The sequence below is a fragment of the Fusibacter ferrireducens genome (assembly GCF_015352425.1).
GTDB classification, from domain to species: Bacteria; Bacillota; Clostridia; order Peptostreptococcales; family Acidaminobacteraceae; genus Fusibacter_A; species Fusibacter_A ferrireducens.
Genome location: NZ_JADKNH010000007.1, coordinates 123,643 through 141,725, shown reverse-complemented (window position 1 = coordinate 141,725; position 18,083 = coordinate 123,643). Strand labels below are relative to the sequence as shown.

18 protein-coding genes are annotated in these 18,083 nt (G+C 36.5%); 17 read left to right on the top strand and 1 reads right to left on the bottom strand.

The annotated features are described in order from the left end of the window. The first annotated feature begins 155 nt into the window (after positions 1 to 155). From ISU02_RS12660 to ISU02_RS12615, 10 genes are all read left to right on the top strand, one after another. Positions 156 to 2,006, top strand: coding sequence for a tetratricopeptide repeat protein (locus tag ISU02_RS12660; RefSeq protein WP_194702202.1), 1,851 nt, complete (start codon positions 156 to 158; stop codon positions 2,004 to 2,006). 102 nt (positions 2,007 to 2,108) lie between these two features. Beyond that, positions 2,109 to 2,696 (top strand): transposase, encoded by a 588-nt coding sequence (locus ISU02_RS12655; RefSeq protein ID WP_194702201.1) that lies wholly within the window; start codon positions 2,109 to 2,111, stop codon positions 2,694 to 2,696. Then, the gene (locus tag ISU02_RS12650) at positions 2,693 to 3,472 is read left to right on the top strand and encodes a transposase (protein ID WP_194702200.1); all 780 of its coding nucleotides are present in this window, start codon (positions 2,693 to 2,695) and stop codon (positions 3,470 to 3,472) included. The genes ISU02_RS12655 and ISU02_RS12650 overlap by 4 nt, the downstream gene beginning before the upstream one ends. Positions 3,473 to 3,642: 170 nt before the next feature. Next, positions 3,643 to 4,716 (top strand): MotA/TolQ/ExbB proton channel family protein, encoded by a 1,074-nt coding sequence (locus tag ISU02_RS12645; RefSeq protein ID WP_194702199.1) that lies wholly within the window; start codon positions 3,643 to 3,645, stop codon positions 4,714 to 4,716. A 38-nt stretch (positions 4,717 to 4,754) separates the two neighbouring features. Next, complete coding sequence (locus ISU02_RS12640; RefSeq protein ID WP_194702198.1) at positions 4,755 to 5,471, top strand: FliG C-terminal domain-containing protein; 717 nt, start codon at positions 4,755 to 4,757, stop codon at positions 5,469 to 5,471. A 2-nt stretch (positions 5,472 to 5,473) separates the two neighbouring features. Then, complete coding sequence (locus ISU02_RS12635; RefSeq protein WP_194702197.1) at positions 5,474 to 5,947, top strand: hypothetical protein; 474 nt, start codon at positions 5,474 to 5,476, stop codon at positions 5,945 to 5,947. 389 nt (positions 5,948 to 6,336) lie between these two features. After that, entirely contained in the window at positions 6,337 to 6,975 is a 639-nt protein-coding gene (locus ISU02_RS12630; protein ID WP_194702196.1) for an NUDIX hydrolase, read from the top strand. Between the two features lie 3 nt (positions 6,976 to 6,978). Continuing rightward, positions 6,979 to 8,235, top strand: a complete 1,257-nt coding sequence (locus ISU02_RS12625) for a hypothetical protein (RefSeq protein ID WP_194702195.1) — start codon at positions 6,979 to 6,981, stop codon at positions 8,233 to 8,235. 279 nt (positions 8,236 to 8,514) lie between these two features. After that, positions 8,515 to 9,744, top strand: coding sequence for a hypothetical protein (locus ISU02_RS12620; protein ID WP_194702194.1), 1,230 nt, complete (start codon positions 8,515 to 8,517; stop codon positions 9,742 to 9,744). 73 nt (positions 9,745 to 9,817) lie between these two features. Next, positions 9,818 to 10,918 carry an SGNH/GDSL hydrolase family protein gene (locus ISU02_RS12615; protein WP_194702193.1) on the top strand — a complete coding sequence of 367 codons (1,101 nt, stop codon included), beginning with the start codon at positions 9,818 to 9,820 and terminating at the stop codon, positions 10,916 to 10,918. Between the two features lie 183 nt (positions 10,919 to 11,101). On the opposite strand, the gene ISU02_RS12610 is transcribed toward ISU02_RS12615, so the two are convergent. After that, positions 11,102 to 11,539, bottom strand: a complete 438-nt coding sequence (locus ISU02_RS12610; RefSeq protein ID WP_194702192.1) for a hypothetical protein — start codon at positions 11,537 to 11,539, stop codon at positions 11,102 to 11,104. Between the two features lie 460 nt (positions 11,540 to 11,999). On the opposite strand from ISU02_RS12610, the gene ISU02_RS12605 reads away from it, so the two are divergent. The 7 genes from ISU02_RS12605 (at position 12,000) to ISU02_RS12575 (ending at position 18,075) form a co-directional block, all read left to right on the top strand. Beyond that, positions 12,000 to 12,749 carry a class I SAM-dependent methyltransferase gene (locus ISU02_RS12605; protein ID WP_194702191.1) on the top strand — a complete coding sequence of 250 codons (750 nt, stop codon included), beginning with the start codon at positions 12,000 to 12,002 and terminating at the stop codon, positions 12,747 to 12,749. A 24-nt stretch (positions 12,750 to 12,773) separates the two neighbouring features. Continuing rightward, positions 12,774 to 13,658, top strand: a complete 885-nt coding sequence (gene larC / locus ISU02_RS12600; RefSeq protein ID WP_194702190.1) for a nickel pincer cofactor biosynthesis protein LarC — start codon at positions 12,774 to 12,776, stop codon at positions 13,656 to 13,658. A 196-nt stretch (positions 13,659 to 13,854) separates the two neighbouring features. Then, on the top strand, positions 13,855 to 14,589 hold the full coding sequence (locus ISU02_RS12595; protein WP_194702189.1) for a class I SAM-dependent methyltransferase: 735 nt from the start codon (positions 13,855 to 13,857) through the stop codon (positions 14,587 to 14,589). Positions 14,590 to 14,701: 112 nt separating this feature from the next. After that, positions 14,702 to 15,646, top strand: a complete 945-nt coding sequence (nikB, locus tag ISU02_RS12590; RefSeq protein WP_194702188.1) for a nickel ABC transporter permease — start codon at positions 14,702 to 14,704, stop codon at positions 15,644 to 15,646. Next, positions 15,646 to 16,509 (top strand): nickel transporter permease, encoded by an 864-nt coding sequence (gene nikC, locus ISU02_RS12585; RefSeq protein WP_407646438.1) that lies wholly within the window; start codon positions 15,646 to 15,648, stop codon positions 16,507 to 16,509. The genes nikB and nikC overlap by 1 nt, the downstream gene beginning before the upstream one ends. Positions 16,510 to 16,511: 2 nt before the next feature. Continuing rightward, positions 16,512 to 17,306 (top strand): ABC transporter ATP-binding protein, encoded by a 795-nt coding sequence (locus ISU02_RS12580; protein WP_323985043.1) that lies wholly within the window; start codon positions 16,512 to 16,514, stop codon positions 17,304 to 17,306. A 13-nt stretch (positions 17,307 to 17,319) separates the two neighbouring features. Further along, positions 17,320 to 18,075 carry an ABC transporter ATP-binding protein gene (locus ISU02_RS12575; RefSeq protein ID WP_194702186.1) on the top strand — a complete coding sequence of 252 codons (756 nt, stop codon included), beginning with the start codon at positions 17,320 to 17,322 and terminating at the stop codon, positions 18,073 to 18,075. Positions 18,076 to 18,083: the final 8 nt, after the last annotated feature.

Sequence of the window (18,083 nt, the reverse complement as noted above, 5' to 3'; positions counted from 1 at the left end):
AAGATTTGTACTATAAAGTGGTTTTAATGTGTTAAATGCATTAAAACCGCTTTTTAAAAATATCATTTGACTGTATAATTAGCCCTACTAAGAAGTAGGCTATCATTTATTTAGGATGAAATATTTTAAAGCCTTGCAATATAAGGAGAGAAAAGATGATCAAATTGAATTTAAAAAAGAAATCTACCCCAGATAATTTTTCTGTTTTGTTGATGGTTTTGATTTTAGCACTTTCACTTACAGGCTGTGGCAAAACATCTGAGGAATATCTCGCTGAAGCACAGTCATTCTACGATGAGGAAGATTACGAAAGAGCACTACCACTATTGGAGCAAGCTTTCAAAAAGGATAACACAAACCTCGATGCAATTTCTCAACTTACAGAATGTTATATCATGCTCGACAGATGGCAAGATGCGGCACCAGTCATGGAAAGTGGTGTAAAAGTAGACCCTGAAAATTTTAGATTCTGGTTTAACCTTGGTTCAATATACAAGTATCTTGGAAAATACAGTGAAGCCGTCAACGCTTTTGACAAGACAATCTCGCTTGATTCTTCAAAAGCTGTTCCGTTTTACTTAAAGGCAGATGCACTGTTCCAGCTTGAAAATTACGAAGGGGCATACCAAGCAAGTAAGAACGCATATGAAATAGATCGCAGCTTCACTGACAATATAAAGCTCTATGTATACACTTCCATTTTGACTGGGAATCCCAATGACGCAATCTTAGATCTAGAGCTTTACGCTTATGGCACGGACGATTTGGATCTTCTGGCAAAGTTGGCACATGCTTATCTTATGTCAGGCGATTTTTCAAGTGCATCTACAATATACTTTGAACATCAGTCTGATTTAGATGAAGCCAATAATGCTTTTAAGGACATTGTTCTAAACGATATTGAGCGATTTAAGAAAAATGGCATTGATCATGAGGACTTCGAAAAAGTAATTGAAATCATGTCTGGAAATCCTATTTTTGCAAAAGTGGATGAAAATGAACTTGGAAACTTGGCTAGTACACAAGATTATCGAAGTAGTATGATCCTCAAGCCTGATATCACATACCTTTTTATGGATTTAGAAGGGTATACTTATCTCTACAAAGTTGACAATAGTTCCCAAACTTTAACAGCCTTTTCGACATCTCCTCTGAAAGGATATTCTTCGGATTCAGCACTTGTAGGTGCTCATCTGATTACAAATGATAGAGACGGCATTGCTAAAATTAGCCGTTCAGCATCCGGAGTCTTTTATGAAAGTACCCTTGTAGAGGATTCTCAGATAGAAAGCATTTTGGCAATGGGAAGCCGAGTCTATTTTTCCAAGAAATATGATGACAAACTAACTATTGAAAGCATCGACTTGGATGGACAGAACCAAAAAATATTGAAGGAATTCGGTAATGATGACTATTTTGCACCAACTTTGATTACAATTATTGGTGACAATCTTTTCTATACCTTGTCGAGAGATCGATTTTTAAAGTTGAATCTTAAAAATGGTAATGAAAGCGAATTCATTTTAGGCGACGAAAGGGAAGGCTATATCTCACTTTCTAATTGTGCATACAGCGATGGTTCACTTTATTTTACTCAGGAAATCATCAGCGATGATAACTTGATAAAGATCAATGGTGTCTATTGCACCGTTAATAAGCTTTATAAATATGATTTAGCCTCTGGCAAAACGACCTATCTCAGTCAAATAAATCTTCCGGCAAAAGATGTTGAAGATGATGGTTTCTTTATCAGCTTTTATGATGAAGAGATTGATCACATTTATAATGCCGGCGAGTATATCTATTTCACAACTGAGGACGATAATCTATATGTTATGAAGAAGACTGGAGAGGGATTGACTTATCTCGGTAATTCTGAAAACTTCGACTTTGTGTCTGACAACCAATACCTCTATTTTACAGAAAATGATGGCACTAAAAATATCCCTTACCGCGTGAAAAATGGTTCGACATTGGATAAAAAGGAAGCCTTGATTGTAAAATAATTAGATTGACCTGATAAAGTATTTTTTTCGCAAAACAAAAAGGATATTTCAAAGAAATGTCGAATAAGTATAATAAGAAACCTTATTGAAAGGACGTTTATTATGCTTATACTTGACTATCCAAACTGGGAACAGCCCACACTATTTGAAGAATTTTTACCGAAGGCTCTTTTTGAACTGACACCTGAATTATCTGAAATAGACCAACTGCTTCAGAATCCGGTCTTTGAAGAGCCTATTATAGAAAGATATCATACTGCTCTAGGCAGACCAACGGTTCCAGTCCGTGTGTTCATTCGTATGATGGTATTGAAGTTTTATCTTTGTATAAGCTTTGAAGATCTATCTGTGGTCGTGACCAAGACACCGATGTATAAAAAGTTTTGCCATATTCCAATGGATCAAGAAGCGCCAACAGACACTGCGATGATGAAAATTACCAAGAAGTATGGCGAGGAAATCATACAGCAGCTCAATGAAAACTTTATTTTGGAGCTTCGAAAAAACAAAGTGATCAAAGGCAAAAGAGTCAGGGTTGATTCTACAGTTGTAGAATCAAATATTGCCTATCCGACTGATGCAGAACTTCTTTTCAAAGGTGTCCAAAAGCTTGAAAATCAAATGACACAGGTTAAAGAGCGATGTGGTCACAAAGTTCGTAAATCAAGTAAAAAAAAACGAAAGAAATGAAACAAACACTCTTGAGTATCAATAAGATAGTAAGACGCAGAACAAATGAAACCATCAAAGAAGTTAGGGATATTACAGGGAAAATGGCTGCGATGGCAAAAGACACCCTGAAGCAAGCAACTGCATTGCTGAAAACACTCGTCCCAGAAACAAAGTCAGATGAAAAACTCAAGCTAGATTTAATTGAAACCGTTCAAACAGTGGATCAAATCATTGAACAAACTGAGTTTGTAAATTCAGGTGGTAAGCCAGAAAATCGAATTGTCAGCATAATTGATACAGATGCAAGACCCATTTCCAAAGGAAAGCTTGGGAAACGTGTTGAATTCGGCCATGTTCTTCAATTGGAAGAAATCTCAGAGGGCTTAATCACGGGCTATAGCGTCCATCAAGGGAACCCTTCTGATAAGACCCTTCTCATAGATGCAGTTGAACATCATATAGAGATATTCGGGAAGGCACCGACAGAAGTAGCGGGTGATCGTGGTTATTACTCTTCGTCAAACGAAACCACGTTGCAGGAATTGGGTGTTAAACATATAAGCATTCCAAAACCCGGCAAAAAGACAGCCAAACGTCAAGAACAGGAGCAAAAACCGAAATTTAAAAAGCTACAAAAGTTCAGAGCAGGCATTGAAGGTCGAATTAGTTGTCTAAAACGATCCTTTGGCCTACGCAGAAGCTACCTAAGAGGTTCCAAAGGAACCTCTACTTGGTGTGGGTATGGTATCTTCACTCACAATCTGAGGAAAGTAGCTCAGATAAATTTGAGCTAAGAGGCATGAAAGCGAGGGAAAACACCTTCGACTGATTGTCGAAATACAACAAATTCCTGAGGCGTCTCAAATTATGATGCTATTTATCAGGTCAATCTAATTAAAGTCCCTCAAAGTGAATTTGATATTAAAGAAAATAATCTTGATAAATGAAACATAAGAAGGATCATATGAAACAATTTTTAAAATGGTTGAGCAATTTAGGAAGACAGAATAAAACCGATGATATCAAAGATGAAATGAATCAGATCACAATGGAAAAAAAACGAACGCTACTCCCCTTAATCCAAAACTTTATGGTTCTAACTGAATCTGCACGGTATCAAGGGTTGTTAGAGTTAGAGAATTTCACTAGAAGTCCTGAAATGCCAATGCTTTTAAGAAAAGGTCTTAAATTGGGGATTAATGGCATTCCTACAAAAGACGTTGTACGTCAGCTTAAAGAAATGGCAAAAGCAGATAAAGGAACTTCTTACGAACAATTAGAACAAATTCTTATTATTGAAGGAATTGAAAGTATTTTAGAAGGGACTCCACCTGAAGTATTAAGAGAAAGATTAGGGGCTTACCTTGGTTCAAGTCTTTATAATGATTTATTGACTTTGGAATGCCCAGAAGAGTTGACCGCCTATGGATATACCTGTGATAAAAATCTTAAGCAACCGAAAACAGAATTTGAATTTGAAATTAATAATTTAAATATATACATGATCTGGGATGATGAAATGTTCGCTCAGTTTTTAGAAAACATGTTTGATGATCCTATAGCAGTACTTATAGCAGTGGCAGATGCACCTTTAAAGAAAAAAATATTAGACTGTCTCCCACTAGAGAGACGGGCGGTTTTAAAAAGTGCTTCTGGAAATTACAACCCCTATCTAAAACAGGTACAACAAGCAGCAGATGCATTATCACAAGCGATGAACGAGTGGCCTCCAGTACAGACCATTAAATATGAAGTTTATGTGGATGATAACTATGAAAATTTCAGCTGTGACGGTGGCAGTGGTCAAGCACAAGTTGGTACTTATGATTCCTTGGAGGAAGCGGTTGAAACGTGCAAAAGTATTATCGATAAAAGTCTTAAAGAAGGTTTAAAGCCCGGTGTTAGCGCCGAATCCCTTATGAACAGCTGGAAGTTTGGTGGACCAACAGCTTTCATAAGGGGAAATAGCATTTTTAATTCAGATGAATATGTAAAAAGATGTGCAAAGGAAATTAGTGAAGGTCAAAAAGTCAGATGAATGCAAAATATATAGGGTCAAAAAGGAGTGCAAATTCAATGAACGAGGAAAATATAAAACAGCTAGATGAGTATTTTAAAGTAATTGAAAAATATCCAAGCAACACTGTATCGCTTGCTTTTATTCAATTATCCATTCCCAATAGAATTGTAGCATTAACGGTGGCCCCCATCAGTTTGTATAAAAAATTTGTGAATCAGCTCTCATTAGAGGATGTCATCACCTTGACCAAACACCTTTACAGTGAATTGATTAGATACGAGGATAATATTATACTTGGCGTATATGGACAGCTTCTGAGCTTAATTTTACCTAATGATACGATTGAGGAAAAAGAGCAGAAAGCTGAAATTTTGATCAATTTATATCATGCTATTGACGATGAAGATAAAAAGCGCTCATTGCTCGATGTTTTAGAAGTAATGAATGTGGATGCAGCAGAGGTGATTCGAGAGTCTGTTATAGATGAGAACACATTTATTGATTCTGATGATCGGTCAATTCAGAGATTGATTCGGGAAATCGATAATTCGGAGCTTGCAACATACTTATCTAGAGGGTCTGAGAGTTTAAAAGAGAAATTTTTAACCAATATGTCCTCAAGAATGGCAGAAATGTTGAGAGAGGATATGATATTTTTAGGTGGCGTTTCAGATAATGCATACAAGAAATCTTCTGAGAATATTTGTCGCATTTATAGTTTACTGGTTGAAGCCGGAGAAATCATTAAAAATAAAAGAATGAGCGGGGGTTAAGAATGAATAAATTAGAGTGTCTAAATGAAAATATCGTATTTGGGGATGTTCAGGAAACCATTAAGGCGATAAAAATTTGTGCAAAAGAGGCTCGGATTTCGGGACTACTATCCATGGACGATCTGATAACCAATACACCAGAGGCCCCTCTTCTTTTTAGGATTGGAGCCCAGTGTGTCATAGATGGGTTAGAACATAAATCCATCAAAGCAGTATTGACCAATCCTGTGGAAGCTGAAAATCTTCAGGGAGAAGAATTGGTAGAATCAAGAGTGATTATTACTGGACTCCTCGATATTCAACAGGGAGAACATCCAAGGCATATTATTGAAAAATGTACTTCACACCTCGGTATAAATGCATATGTGGCTGTTGTACAAATAACGAATTGGTTTACTCAATTACCCGAATCTCGGATTGAAATATTAGAGGATACTTTGTTTGGCGGTCTTTTTACTGGGTTTTGGAATGATTAGATGTTTAACACCTAATTCCTGTAACGTGGTTTCGTTTGACGAAGAGTAATTGAAGGAGCAATAGAATGAAAGGTTCACTGTTTGAATATCGATTTGTTTTGGCAGTCATGGGGGCTGTTTTTTTATTTGCTATTTTGGAATGGCAGAAGTTTAAGGGTATTTTGTATCGGATGTTGGAGAAGTGAATTATAGTTTATAATTCACTAAAATAGCTTTATAGCCATTTTTTAAAATCGCAATAGAACATAAAAAAATAATAATATCATATGGGTACGATTAATAATCAATTTTTGTTGTAAATAGATACAAAGATAGATAAAATTGTTTTAAGCATAAATTCTGAATTGACAGAATTATACTTAAAATATTGAAAAGAGAGATGGCTATTGATGCTTAACATTGAAAAGTACTTAAAAATAATGAATGACTACCCCGAATTTTACGTTGAGTCAGAAAATCTAAAAATTATAAAAGATGAAAGTATCATTATCGAATATCAAATTAAAAATAAAATAGATTTGGGGATCATTTACGAAAATGAATATTTTTTCATTATTAATGACTTAGTGGAAAATAGAGCACAGATAAGGTTCCCCTATTTTAGGTTGATTAATAAAGCGGGATATAATGGTGTAGCAATAATTCCGATGTATGAAAACAAGTTTGTTCTATTAAAACACTTCAGGCATGGCACGAGAAATGTCGAGTATGAGATTCCTAGAGGTTTCTCTGAAATAGGCTTATCGATAGAGAATAATGCAAAAAAAGAAATTTTTGAAGAATTAGGAAGCAAAGTTGCAGATATACAATCACTTGGGTCTGTTATTTCAGACTCTGGATTATCTGGTGGTGAAGTCTTTACATTCTTATGTTCATTAGAATCTATCGGAAAAATTAATGAGATTGAAGGTATTGAATCATATGTTCTAAAAACAAAAGGAGAACTGAAAGACATGATCAATAAAAATATCATAAGAGATGCATTTTCACTATCTGTTATTTGTAAACTATTTTGTAGGGAGGATTAAGTCATGTATTTGGATCTGTTCGATACTGTAAAAACATCACCATTATTTAATTCTTCTTGTAAATTAAATGATAATTTTGAAAGAAGTGAATTATATTTGCTTTATATGTTGATTTTAGGAAAAAAACCAACGTTGACAGACACACAAATTATTGACTCAAATGTAATATTCAAAATAACTCAAAGCAAATACAAAGAAATTTTTTATAGGTTGATTGAGTCAAATAGAATCAGAATTCTTGTACATTCTTCCAGTAGTAGTGTTAATGAATATTATTCAAACACTCTTAGATTTGGAATGAATGAAGATGCTGAGTTTTACAACTATTCTTCGATTCCTTTTTTAAACGAGTATGAAGCAAAGGAGAGAATTCATGTACAAAAGAAAATGATTGATGCGTTAGCACAAGGAACATACAAGATTGACTCAAATGATATTATTCCGCTACATAAGGAATACTTGAATGAAATTCTCCTTACAATTGGAGAACTGAATTTAAAAACTCGAAAAACTAAGACAATTCGAGTAAATTCAAGTAAAAGGCTAGACTTATATATTAACAGTACAATAGATTCCGTTATTAATGATGTTCGTGAGACTGAAACTTATGAGTTGTTTGAAAGAATTAAGCGACTTAATGGTGAGAACCGAAGATCAATGTATTATAATTTTCTGTCAAGTCTAAAGAACGAGTATAGGTCTGATTCTTTAGAGTATGCAAGGGAAATCATAGATTTTAGCTATAATACTATAAGATCTGAAATGATTTCTGATGTCGAAGGTACAAAACTCACATTACCAACCTTGGTTAGTAAAAATAAGATTAATCATGAACTAGAGAACAAATTGTTTCCAATAGAGAAAAATATAATAACTGAAAGCGCCAATACACATTCTGTAACATGGGAAAATATTATAGATATATTGGATGACTTGGAAAGTATAGAAAAAGAAATGGCATGTACTAGAAGAGAGGCAATTGACATATATATTGCTAAAATATCGAAAGCGCCATTCTTACAAGTTGGGAAATATATTGGAATAACTGCTACTACAATTCCATTTTTGGGATTGCCCATTTTTGAAATAATACCAGATCTAGTGACAAATGTTTTTGGTGACGCGATTAGCGAAAAGTATAAAAAACCTTCAATATCCGAGATTATAACTACATTTAAAAATACTGATGATCAAAAGCGCATAATTAGAAATGCGGATATGTTTGATTCAATTGTATTTGGCAATGAGCATAGTGACTAACTTAAGAAATTGTTGTAGATTTGTTCTTTAATAAATGACAGATTTTACGGAAAGTTATAAAATTAATCCGACAAAGTTGATAAAAATCAATTTCTTTTCACCGTTTTTGCAAAGGATCATGAACATGGCTATGTTTTGGCTAAAACCAGTGACAATGAACTCCTCTATGGTACTCTTACAGATGGGTATTTTATTGAGGCAGTTGTGTTCGATATCATCTTGTTTATGAAACTCCTCAAGGGTGGATTAGCTTATGGATTTTAAAGATAGGAGGCAAAAATGAGTGCAGTAACAATTGGCATAGTGCTACGGAAGCAAAATCTTGATATAGAGCGGCTTGAGGAAGGCTTAAAGGCGAAGAAATGGAATAGCTACATGATTGATCTCAATGAGGATTCAGAAGCATTGCTCTTGGATTTTCAAAAGATCGAGTCTGAAGAGGCTTTGGTTTGGATATCGAAAGAACTCGGAGTGCCTGCCCTGTTATTTTACGAAACGGATTTTAGTTGGGGATTTGAGCTTTATCGTGATGGAGAATTGGTATCTATCATGGAGCTGTATTATGAGACAGGCATGATAACCAGTCATGAATCCGTTATAGATATAAAAGAACTGATAAAATTGGGATGCGATAAGAAAGCGATCCATGAGTTTCAGCAGATGATTATTGAACGTGAAACCAATTCAGAAGCCTTATACGACACCTGTGAGAAGTTTGTTGAAGCGTTTAAGCTTGAACGGTTAATGAACCTATATTACACCAATGTGAAAAATGAATCCAAGGCCTTTTTAGATAGCTATGGCATTCGCGTTATTCATAAGGAGAAAAGGGTAAGGCCACAGAGCCTTGTAAAACGTATTTTCAAAAAACCACTTGCAGCAAAGGGCTATACTATGATAGAGCCTAAAGTTGATTTATATGATCTTAAGTTCGTTAAAATCAATGAGGGACAACCCGTAGGGATTATGTTTAGTTTTAATGGACGGGGAAGTATTCAAAGAAGTTTAAGCATCCCAGATGAACAGGACCCTTTGCGTTTATACAAGCTGTTTCCATCTGTGCGATCGCATGATGGTGATATGTCACAAGAGGAAACGGAGGCAATTTTAAACGAGTGGTTATCCATTTTTCTAGATTTTGTAGATCCTTATATAAACGAACACTGGATACAGCCGATAGATTATGAACGCGTCAGACGAGAGTATATAGATATTGAGATGAAGAAGCGTGGATTTGACCGAGTGGCGTCAGATGATCAAGAGAATATCATTGATACTCAGTATACGGATGGAAAACGGATAATAGGGTGGAAGCGGAATGTGGAAGGAAAAATGTTTTGCAATATGATTGAAGGTGAAAAAAAATATTTCATTAGTTCAGAGCTGCATCAAATCTTAAAAGAGAATAACAATGAGTGGATGAATCACTACGTGAGGAGTGATTCAGATTTCAAAACAGTTGTTCAAAGACTCTTAGAATATATGGATGAGTATTATTTTTTTAAATAATATCCAATTTTAAATTTGAAAAATGATCCAACACATGATAATGGTTTAAATAGAAGGGCAGGTGACCAATCGAATGAGTGCAGTAACAATTGGCATAGTGCTACGGAAGCAAAATCTAAATATAGAGCGGCTTGAGGAAGGCTTAAAGGCAAAAAAATGGAATAGCTACATGATTAATCTCAATGAGGATTCGGAAGCATTGCTCTTGGATTTTCAAAAGATCGAGTCTGAAGAGGCTTTGGTTTGGATATCGAAAGAACTTGGAGTGCCTGCCCTGTTATTTTATGAAACGGATTATAGTTGGGGATTTGAGCTTTATCGTGATGGAGAATTGGTATCTATCATGGAGCTGTATTATGAGACAGGCAAGATCACCAGTCATGGATCCGTTATAGATATAACCGAACTGATAAAATTGGGATGCGATAAGAAAGCGATCCATGAGTTTCAGCAGATGATTATAGAACGTGAAACCAATTCAGAAGCCTTATACGATACCTGTGAGAAGTTTGTTGAAGCGTTTAAGCTTGACCGGTTAATGAACCTATATTACACCAATGTGAAAAATGCATCCAAGGCCTTTTTAGATAGTAATGGTATTCGGGTCATTCATAAGGAGAAAAGGGTAAGGCCACAGAGCCTTGTAAAACGCATTTTCAAGAAACCACTTGCAGCGAAGGGCTATGCTATGATAGAGCCTAAAAATGATTTATATGATCTTAAGTTCATTAAAATCAATGAGGGACAATCTGTGGGAATTATGTTTTATGTTAATGGATTGGGAAGTATTCAAAGAAGTTTAAGCATCCCAGATGAACAGGATATTTTGCGTTTATACAAGCTGTTTCAATCTATGCGAGAGCATGATGGTGATATGTCACAAGAGGAAACAGAGTTAATTTTAAACGAGTGGCTATCCATTTTTCTAGATTTTATAGATCCTTATATAAACGAACACTGGATACAACCGATAGATTATGAACGCGTCAGACGAGAGTATATAGATATCGAGATGAAGAAGCGCGGATTTGACCGAGTGGCGTCAGATGATCAAGAGAATATCATTGATACTCAGTATACGGATGGGAAACGACTAATAACATGGACACGGCATGTAGAAGGAAATCTGATTTGTCACATGAATGATGGTGAAAAAAATATGCCATTACATTAGAAATGAATCGGTTAATGTATGAGAAATACAAGAAGTCGATGAATCACTACGTGAGGAGTGAATCGGATTTTAAAACAGTTGTTCAAAGGCTTATAGCCTATATGGATGAGTATTATTTTTTAAAATAATATTCAAATTTAAATAGGTTATAACACATGTGAATTGAAGTAACTCTTAAATTTTTTAATCCCAATTTCCTTTGAGAACCCCATGTTCATCTAGGTTGTTTGGGTTGACAATGACATTAATACGCTTTCCTTGATTTTCAATTTCAAAGACGTAACCATAATTAATAACTTCGTAAAAATGAATAGATGTGAGCATAGATTTGGGTCTTAAATTAAGAATTTGCTCTTGATTATAAATTTTTAAAATTTCTGCTTTGGCATCTTCATAAGTATATTTTGGAAACAGTAAAGCGGTTAGTAATATTTGAAGAAGAATGATCCCCAGTAAAATCATAGGGATATGTTTTTTTATGCGCGAAGTAAAAACCATAAAAAAAAGAAAAAGGCATATAATATATAATAGATTTAATGTTCCAGCATAGATAAATATATCCATAAATATACTTCCCAGTGTAACTAGAGTTATCAGAATATAAACTAATTTTTTTTGCATTTTTTTCCCCTTTTAACTAAGATGTCGTTATTCGTTCAAGAGTAATGTATGATATTATATTTTCAAACAATCTTCCTAAAGTAGAAAATACAATAATTATTGTAACATAATGGAATTGTATATTATTTACGCATATTTATCAACAGAGAATAAAGGAATAATATAAAAAATCAAGTACAGAGTCATATAACCCTCTAAAAAATATATATATTTGTATAAAAAAATATGCTTTTGAAGCCAGTTACACGAAAAATAAGTTTATAGTTGACTTAATAATTTGTGTATAGTAAACTACGTTTAGACTATTGGTCATGAAGACTAAAGAGACTTGTGAATTACGGATTAGATTATAAGATAAAACGAACCACGAAGGTTGATAATTCTGCAGAAGCAGATATTCATCTGACGTGGTTTTTTGTTGTAAAAACACAATCTTCATTTTATAAATAAGGAGAAAAAATTGGATATTCAGAATAGGATTGAGAATTATTGGGAAGATGCAGCGCCATCATTTAACAGCTGGATTCAATATGAGTTGGGGAGTTTTAAAAAGAATGCATGGATGAAATTGATTTCTAAAAATATCCCAGCGAATGATAGGCTTGAAGTCCTTGATATTGGAACGGGACCTGGTTTTTTTGCCATTATCATGTCAGAAATGACACATCATGTTACTGCAGTGGATTGTTCACCAAATATGATTCACTACGCTTCTCATAATGCAAAACAAGCTGGCGTCAGTCCTAAATTTCATATGATGGATTCTCATATGTTGGACTTTCCAGATAACCAGTTTGACGTGGTAATGTGTAGAAATTTGACTTGGACTTTAAAAGAGCCTGAAAAAGCATATGGTGAATGGAAGAGAGTCTTGAAGCCTGGGGGGACACTATTGATTTTTGATGCCAATTGGTATTTGCGTTTTTTTAATAGTGAATTAAATGAATCCTTTAAGGAAGATATGAGAAGGATTGAAGCCATGGGATTGATTGATCCCTATGATTATGAGGACACGCAGGAATGCGACAAGATCAGTTTGGCACTTCCTCTCAGTAGACAATATAGACCGCAATGGGATTTAAAAGTATTACAAGAATGTGGATTCACAAATATAAGGCAGAATCCTGATATCACAGAGCTGGTATGGGATGAAGATGAAAAAATTCGTTATAGAAGCACACCATTATTTATGGTGAGAGCACAAAAATAAATTTTAAAGAAAGTTGGGGATAAGATGAAAGTTTTGTATTTTGACTGCTTTTCCGGAATCAGCGGAGATATGGCAATAGGGGCCTTAATAGAATTAGGGATTGATGTGGAAGCGTTGAAAAAAGAGCTACAGAAAACTAATGTTACAGGATACGAATTGCTGGCAGAAGAAAAACTGCAAAAAGGCATAAGTGGAACAGATGTAACTGTATTATTGGAATCTGAACAGATGCCACATGACCATCACGATCATGACCACCACCATGAGCATGACCACGATCACAGCCATGAGCACGATCACAGCCACGATCACGATCACCATCATGGGCACAGCCATGACCACCACGATCACGACCATGATCACAACCATCACCATCATCATGATTCAAGAAATTTAAGAGATATCGAAACAATTATAGAGAAAGGCGAATTCAGTGACAAAGTAAAAGTGTTGAGCAAGAAAATTTTCAGAGAAATTGCTGCTGCGGAAGCTAAAGTACATGGGAAGGATATTTATAGCGTACATTTTCATGAGGTTGGCGCTGTAGACTCCATAGTGGATATTATTGGAACTGCCATCTGCCTAGATATGCTTGGCATTGACAAAGTTTATGCTTCACCGCTACATGAGGGCAGAGGCTTTATAGAATGTCAACATGGGTTTATGCCTGTTCCAGTACCAGCAGTCATGGAAATGCTTACAGATACCAACATACCGTTGATACAGGAAGACATCAATACTGAACTCATTACACCAACAGGGATGGCGATTATCAAATCCATCTCATCTGGATTTGGCAATATGCCTACAATGCATACCCAAAAAGTAGGATATGGATTGGGTAAAAGAGAAACGGGCAGACTCAATGCCTTGAGAGTTGTGCTCGGTGAAATGCCTGATGAGAACTAGAAATAAGATTGTTTAAGAAAATAAGATCATATAAGAAAACTAGAGTAGAAAATTTGAGTGCGTTTTTACGTTGTGAAAGATATTGTGATAGCATAATGCTATCACAGTATTTTTTAAGGGGTATATCCGCATTTCAGGTTGATATTTTATGGGCGCATTTCAAAAGAATCACTTTAACACAGGAAGGAACATAGAAATGGAAAAAAAAATAGAGAACAGAGTGATGGACTATTGGACAGAAAGAATCGAAGAATTTGGTAAGGTAAGAAAAAATGAGCTCAAAGATGGTTTGGCAGAACGTTGGTGTGACGTGCTGGAAAAGTATTTACCTGCCCAAAAACCCCTAAAAATACTTGATGTTGGCACTGGAATCGGTTATTTCTGTATTTTGCTGGCCAAACGCGGACATGAAATGACTGGCGTTGATTTGACACCTGTCATGATTGAAGAAGCTCGAAAATTGGCTGATAATGAAGGCCTCAAGATCAGCTTTGATGAAATGGATGCTCAAAACCTCTTATTTGAAGACGAAAGTTTCGATGCGGTTATATCTAGAAATCTCACATGGACTTTACCTGACCCGGAAAGGGCTTATGGCGAATGGTTCAGGGTTCTAAAAAAAGAGGGCGTACTCATCAATTTTGATGCCAACTATGGCAGCGGCATACTTTCACATAAAGCCGAAAAGAAAGGTGCTGGCAATGAAGTACCCTATGGACATACAGGTGTAACACATGAGTTGGAAAAGGAAAACCGAGAGATCACACTTGCCATGAAAATCAGCCGGGAAGAACGTCCCACTTGGGATACAGCCGTTTTAAAAAAGATTGGCTTTTCCTTCTGCACTAGTGATGTTCATGTTGGAAAATCTATTTTGGGAGAACTCAATGATCCAGCTGCACCCATTTTTCTTGTGGCGGCTAAAAAGTAGGGGATCTAGAGCTGGATTAGATAGAAAACATTGAAGAAGACATCAAGAGTTAGATATTAAAAAAGGATATCCCAAATGGGGATCTAAAATTTAAATGAGGGAGATCTACCACATGAAAAGGTATATTTTAAACAGAATTATTCAGTTGATTCCTATTTTGGTGGGAATTACACTGTTTTCTTTTTTGCTTATGAATATAGGGTCGACAGATGCCGTCGATGTAATCGAAAGTAACACCGGGGGCGCTATGTCAGCTTTGGAAAAATCTCAACTCAGGGCAGAACTAGGACTGGACAAGTCGCTGATGGAACAATATGTGGTCTGGCTTAGCAATGTCCTCAGAGGCAATATGGGGACATCGTTTATATCTTCAAAGCCTGTGATGCCCATGTTTTTATCCAAACTTCCAGCAACGATTTACTTGGCATTCACGTCTATCTTGCTTACCCTGATGATCTCCATCCCCATGGGGATATTTGCGGCAGTTAAGCAAAATAAATTTTCCGATTATCTCATACGTTTTTTGTGTTTTTCTGGAAATGCTTTGCCAAATTTTTTTGTATCGTTACTGTTAATCTATTTCTTTGCTATAAAGCTAAAACTATTTCCTGTTATGGGAAATAACGCTGGATTCAAAAGCGTGATATTACCCGCACTTACACTTACTATTGCCATGGCTTCTAAATACACTCGAATGATTAGAACGACAGTTCTTGAAGAACTCAATAAGGATTACGTACAAGGTGCTCGAGCTAGAGGCATTCATGAACGCAAAATTTTATTTTTTAGTGTATTAAAGGCATCTATGCTAACCATTGTGACTTTAGTTGGCCTTTCAATGGGTTCGCTTCTTGGCGGCACAGCCATTGTAGAATCTATTTTTATGTGGGATGGTGCTGGGAAGATGGCCATAGATGCTATTATCATGCGTGATTATCCAGTGATTCAGGCTTACGTGATTTGGATGGCCATCATTTATATCATGATCAATCTTTTTACAGATATAATTTATCATTATTTAGATCCAAGAATTCGTCTGGGACAGGAGCATGAATGATGGAAGAGAGAAATGTGACTATACGCAGTCAAAAAATTGAAAAAGATTTTACGAAACAAAAAGTGCTACTTTTTGGGATGATGGTGGGATGTCTCCTTTTGGTGGCGGCATTTGCACCGCATTTGACGCCTTATGATCCTTACATACAAGATTTGGAGAATTCTCTTAAACCACCGAGTGCAAACCATCTGATGGGCACTGATCTATACGGAAGAGATATGTTTTCTCGCGTGATTATGGGCTCTCAGACAACAATTTTTGCGACTCTTTTTCTCGTAGCGATCGTTTCAGTAGTTGGCAGTGCGATAGGGGTACTCTGTGGTTATCACGGCGGCAGATTGGATTCTATTTTGATGCGGTTTTCCGATGTATTTCTATCTTTTCCAGGCATGGTGTTCGCCATTGCAGTTGCAAGCGTAATGCGTGGTGGTCTCATAAGTGCTATTATAGCACTTTCATGTATCTCTTGGCCCAAGTACGCCAGAATTGCAAGAAGTCAAGTCATGATGATTAAGAATACAACTTATATAGCGGCGGCCAAACTTGCTGGATCAAGTACAGGCAAGATTATTTTTAAGCATGTGCTACCGAATATTGTCAGCACGATTATAATAACAGCTGTTTTAGATATTGGCACCATGATGATGGAAATCGCAGGATTGTCTTTTCTGGGACTTGGCGCATCACCACCTGTTGCTGAGTGGGGCTCTATGATGAGCAATGGAAGAAGTATGATTCAAACGGCACCTTGGACCATTATGGGAACCGGATTAGCGATCTTTCTTACGGTTATGGTTTTCAACCTTTTCGGTGATGCAGTGCGTGATGTGCTTGATCCAAGACAGAAAAAAGGAAAGTGGTGAATATGATGACAAAACCATTGTTGGATGTACAACATGTTGAAGTCAGCTATTCAGGAAGGCCAGTCGTTCATGATGTGTCTTTCCAGATGAAGCCAGGAGAAGTCCTTGGAATCGTCGGTGAGTCGGGTAGCGGTAAAAGCACCCTCATCAAAGCGGCCATGGGACTTTTGGGGAATAATGGCGTGATCACAAAAGGGGACATTTACTATAAAGGTCATAATGTGATTGATGCAAAATATGATGACATTCGAAAAATGAGAGGTCCTGAAATGGGCATGATTTTTCAAAACACAGAAGCCGTACTCTGTCCTATCCGTACTATTGAAGAGCAACTTTATGAAAGCGTTACTCAGCATGAAAGAGTCAGCAGAGCAGAAATAAGAACGCGTGCACGTGAGATTTTTGATAAAATGAATCTCACTGACAGCGATCGAATTTTAAAAAGTTATCCATTTGAGCTCTCAGGCGGCATGAACCAGAGAGTGGGGATTATGATGGCCATGATTTTAAAGCCAGACTTACTATTTGCAGACGAGCCCACCAGTGCACTGGATGTAACTGTGCAAGCGCAAATCGTACGAGAGATGATGAAGATGCACGAACTTTATGGTATGGCCATTGCAATGGTTACTCATAATATTGGCGTGGTGGCACATATGGCAGACAAAATTGCTGTGATGTATCAAGGCCGATTAGTTGAATATGGTAAAAAGGAGGATGTTATTTATCATCCACAAGAACCGTATACAAAGAAATTAATTGGAGCGGTGCTTCGCATAAATAGAGGAGAAGATTAACTTGGGGGGCAACATGCAGACGGTTTTAGAAGTAAAAGATCTTAAAAAAACATTCTATAAGAACAAAGTCCCTTTTGTGGCAGTAGATGGCATAAGCTTTGATTTAAATAGGGGTGAATGTCTTGGCCTTGTGGGCGAGAGTGGCTGTGGAAAAAGTACTATTGCCAGAATCATTACACAGCTCACGGTTCCAGATGCAGGCAACGTGTTTTTAGATAAGCAAGAAATCCTTTCTTTAAAGGGGCGAAAAAGGCGTGAAATTTACACCAAGATACAGATGGTGTTTCAGACGCCTCAGGATTCTTTTGATCCCAGATGTACGTTGGGCGATGGCATTATGGAGAGTATGATCAATAATGGCATTAGGAGAAAGCAAGCCAAAGAGCGTATGTACCAATTGCTTGATAGGGTAGAACTGACACCTGAGTATGCGATTAGATATCCTCATGAAGTCAGTGGTGGTCAGTGTCAGAGGGCGGCCATTGCCAGAGCGCTTGCGGTAGATCCCCAGCTAATTATTTGTGATGAGGCGACTAGCGCGCTGGATGTAACTATACAGGCTCAGATTATGGCGCTTCTTAAAAGACTTCAAAGAGAAAAGGGACTTTCACTGGTTTTAATCTGTCATGATTTGGCTTTAGTGCAGAAGGTTTGTGATCGTGTTCTTGTAATGTATAAGGGGAGAATTATAGAACAGGGCGTACCAGATCAGATCATTCAGCATCCAAAGGCGGATTATACGAAAATTTTGGTGGATTCTGTTTTTTAAGCGATGAC

Excerpts from the sequence above, each read along its gene's own strand:
- ISU02_RS12595 (WP_194702189.1), top strand. The coding sequence starts at position 13,855 with ATGGAAAAAAAAATAGAGAACAGAGTGATGGACTATTGGACAGAAAGA.
- ISU02_RS12625 (WP_194702195.1), top strand. The coding sequence starts at position 6,979 with ATGTATTTGGATCTGTTCGATACTGTAAAAACATCACCATTATTTAAT.
- ISU02_RS12635 (WP_194702197.1), top strand. The coding sequence starts at position 5,474 with ATGAATAAATTAGAGTGTCTAAATGAAAATATCGTATTTGGGGATGTT.
- nikC (WP_407646438.1), top strand. The coding sequence starts at position 15,646 with ATGGAAGAGAGAAATGTGACTATACGCAGTCAAAAAATTGAAAAAGAT.
- ISU02_RS12580 (WP_323985043.1), top strand. The coding sequence starts at position 16,512 with ATGATGACAAAACCATTGTTGGATGTACAACATGTTGAAGTCAGCTAT.
- ISU02_RS12620 (WP_194702194.1), top strand. The coding sequence starts at position 8,515 with ATGAGTGCAGTAACAATTGGCATAGTGCTACGGAAGCAAAATCTTGAT.
- larC (WP_194702190.1), top strand. The coding sequence starts at position 12,774 with ATGAAAGTTTTGTATTTTGACTGCTTTTCCGGAATCAGCGGAGATATG.
- ISU02_RS12610 (WP_194702192.1), bottom strand. The coding sequence starts at position 11,539 with ATGCAAAAAAAATTAGTTTATATTCTGATAACTCTAGTTACACTGGGA.
- ISU02_RS12630 (WP_194702196.1), top strand. The coding sequence starts at position 6,337 with ATGCTTAACATTGAAAAGTACTTAAAAATAATGAATGACTACCCCGAA.
- ISU02_RS12655 (WP_194702201.1), top strand. The coding sequence starts at position 2,109 with ATGCTTATACTTGACTATCCAAACTGGGAACAGCCCACACTATTTGAA.
- ISU02_RS12650 (WP_194702200.1), top strand. The coding sequence starts at position 2,693 with ATGAAACAAACACTCTTGAGTATCAATAAGATAGTAAGACGCAGAACA.
- ISU02_RS12575 (WP_194702186.1), top strand. The coding sequence starts at position 17,320 with ATGCAGACGGTTTTAGAAGTAAAAGATCTTAAAAAAACATTCTATAAG.
- ISU02_RS12660 (WP_194702202.1), top strand. The coding sequence starts at position 156 with ATGATCAAATTGAATTTAAAAAAGAAATCTACCCCAGATAATTTTTCT.
- ISU02_RS12640 (WP_194702198.1), top strand. The coding sequence starts at position 4,755 with ATGAACGAGGAAAATATAAAACAGCTAGATGAGTATTTTAAAGTAATT.
- nikB (WP_194702188.1), top strand. The coding sequence starts at position 14,702 with ATGAAAAGGTATATTTTAAACAGAATTATTCAGTTGATTCCTATTTTG.
- ISU02_RS12615 (WP_194702193.1), top strand. The coding sequence starts at position 9,818 with ATGAGTGCAGTAACAATTGGCATAGTGCTACGGAAGCAAAATCTAAAT.
- ISU02_RS12645 (WP_194702199.1), top strand. The coding sequence starts at position 3,643 with ATGAAACAATTTTTAAAATGGTTGAGCAATTTAGGAAGACAGAATAAA.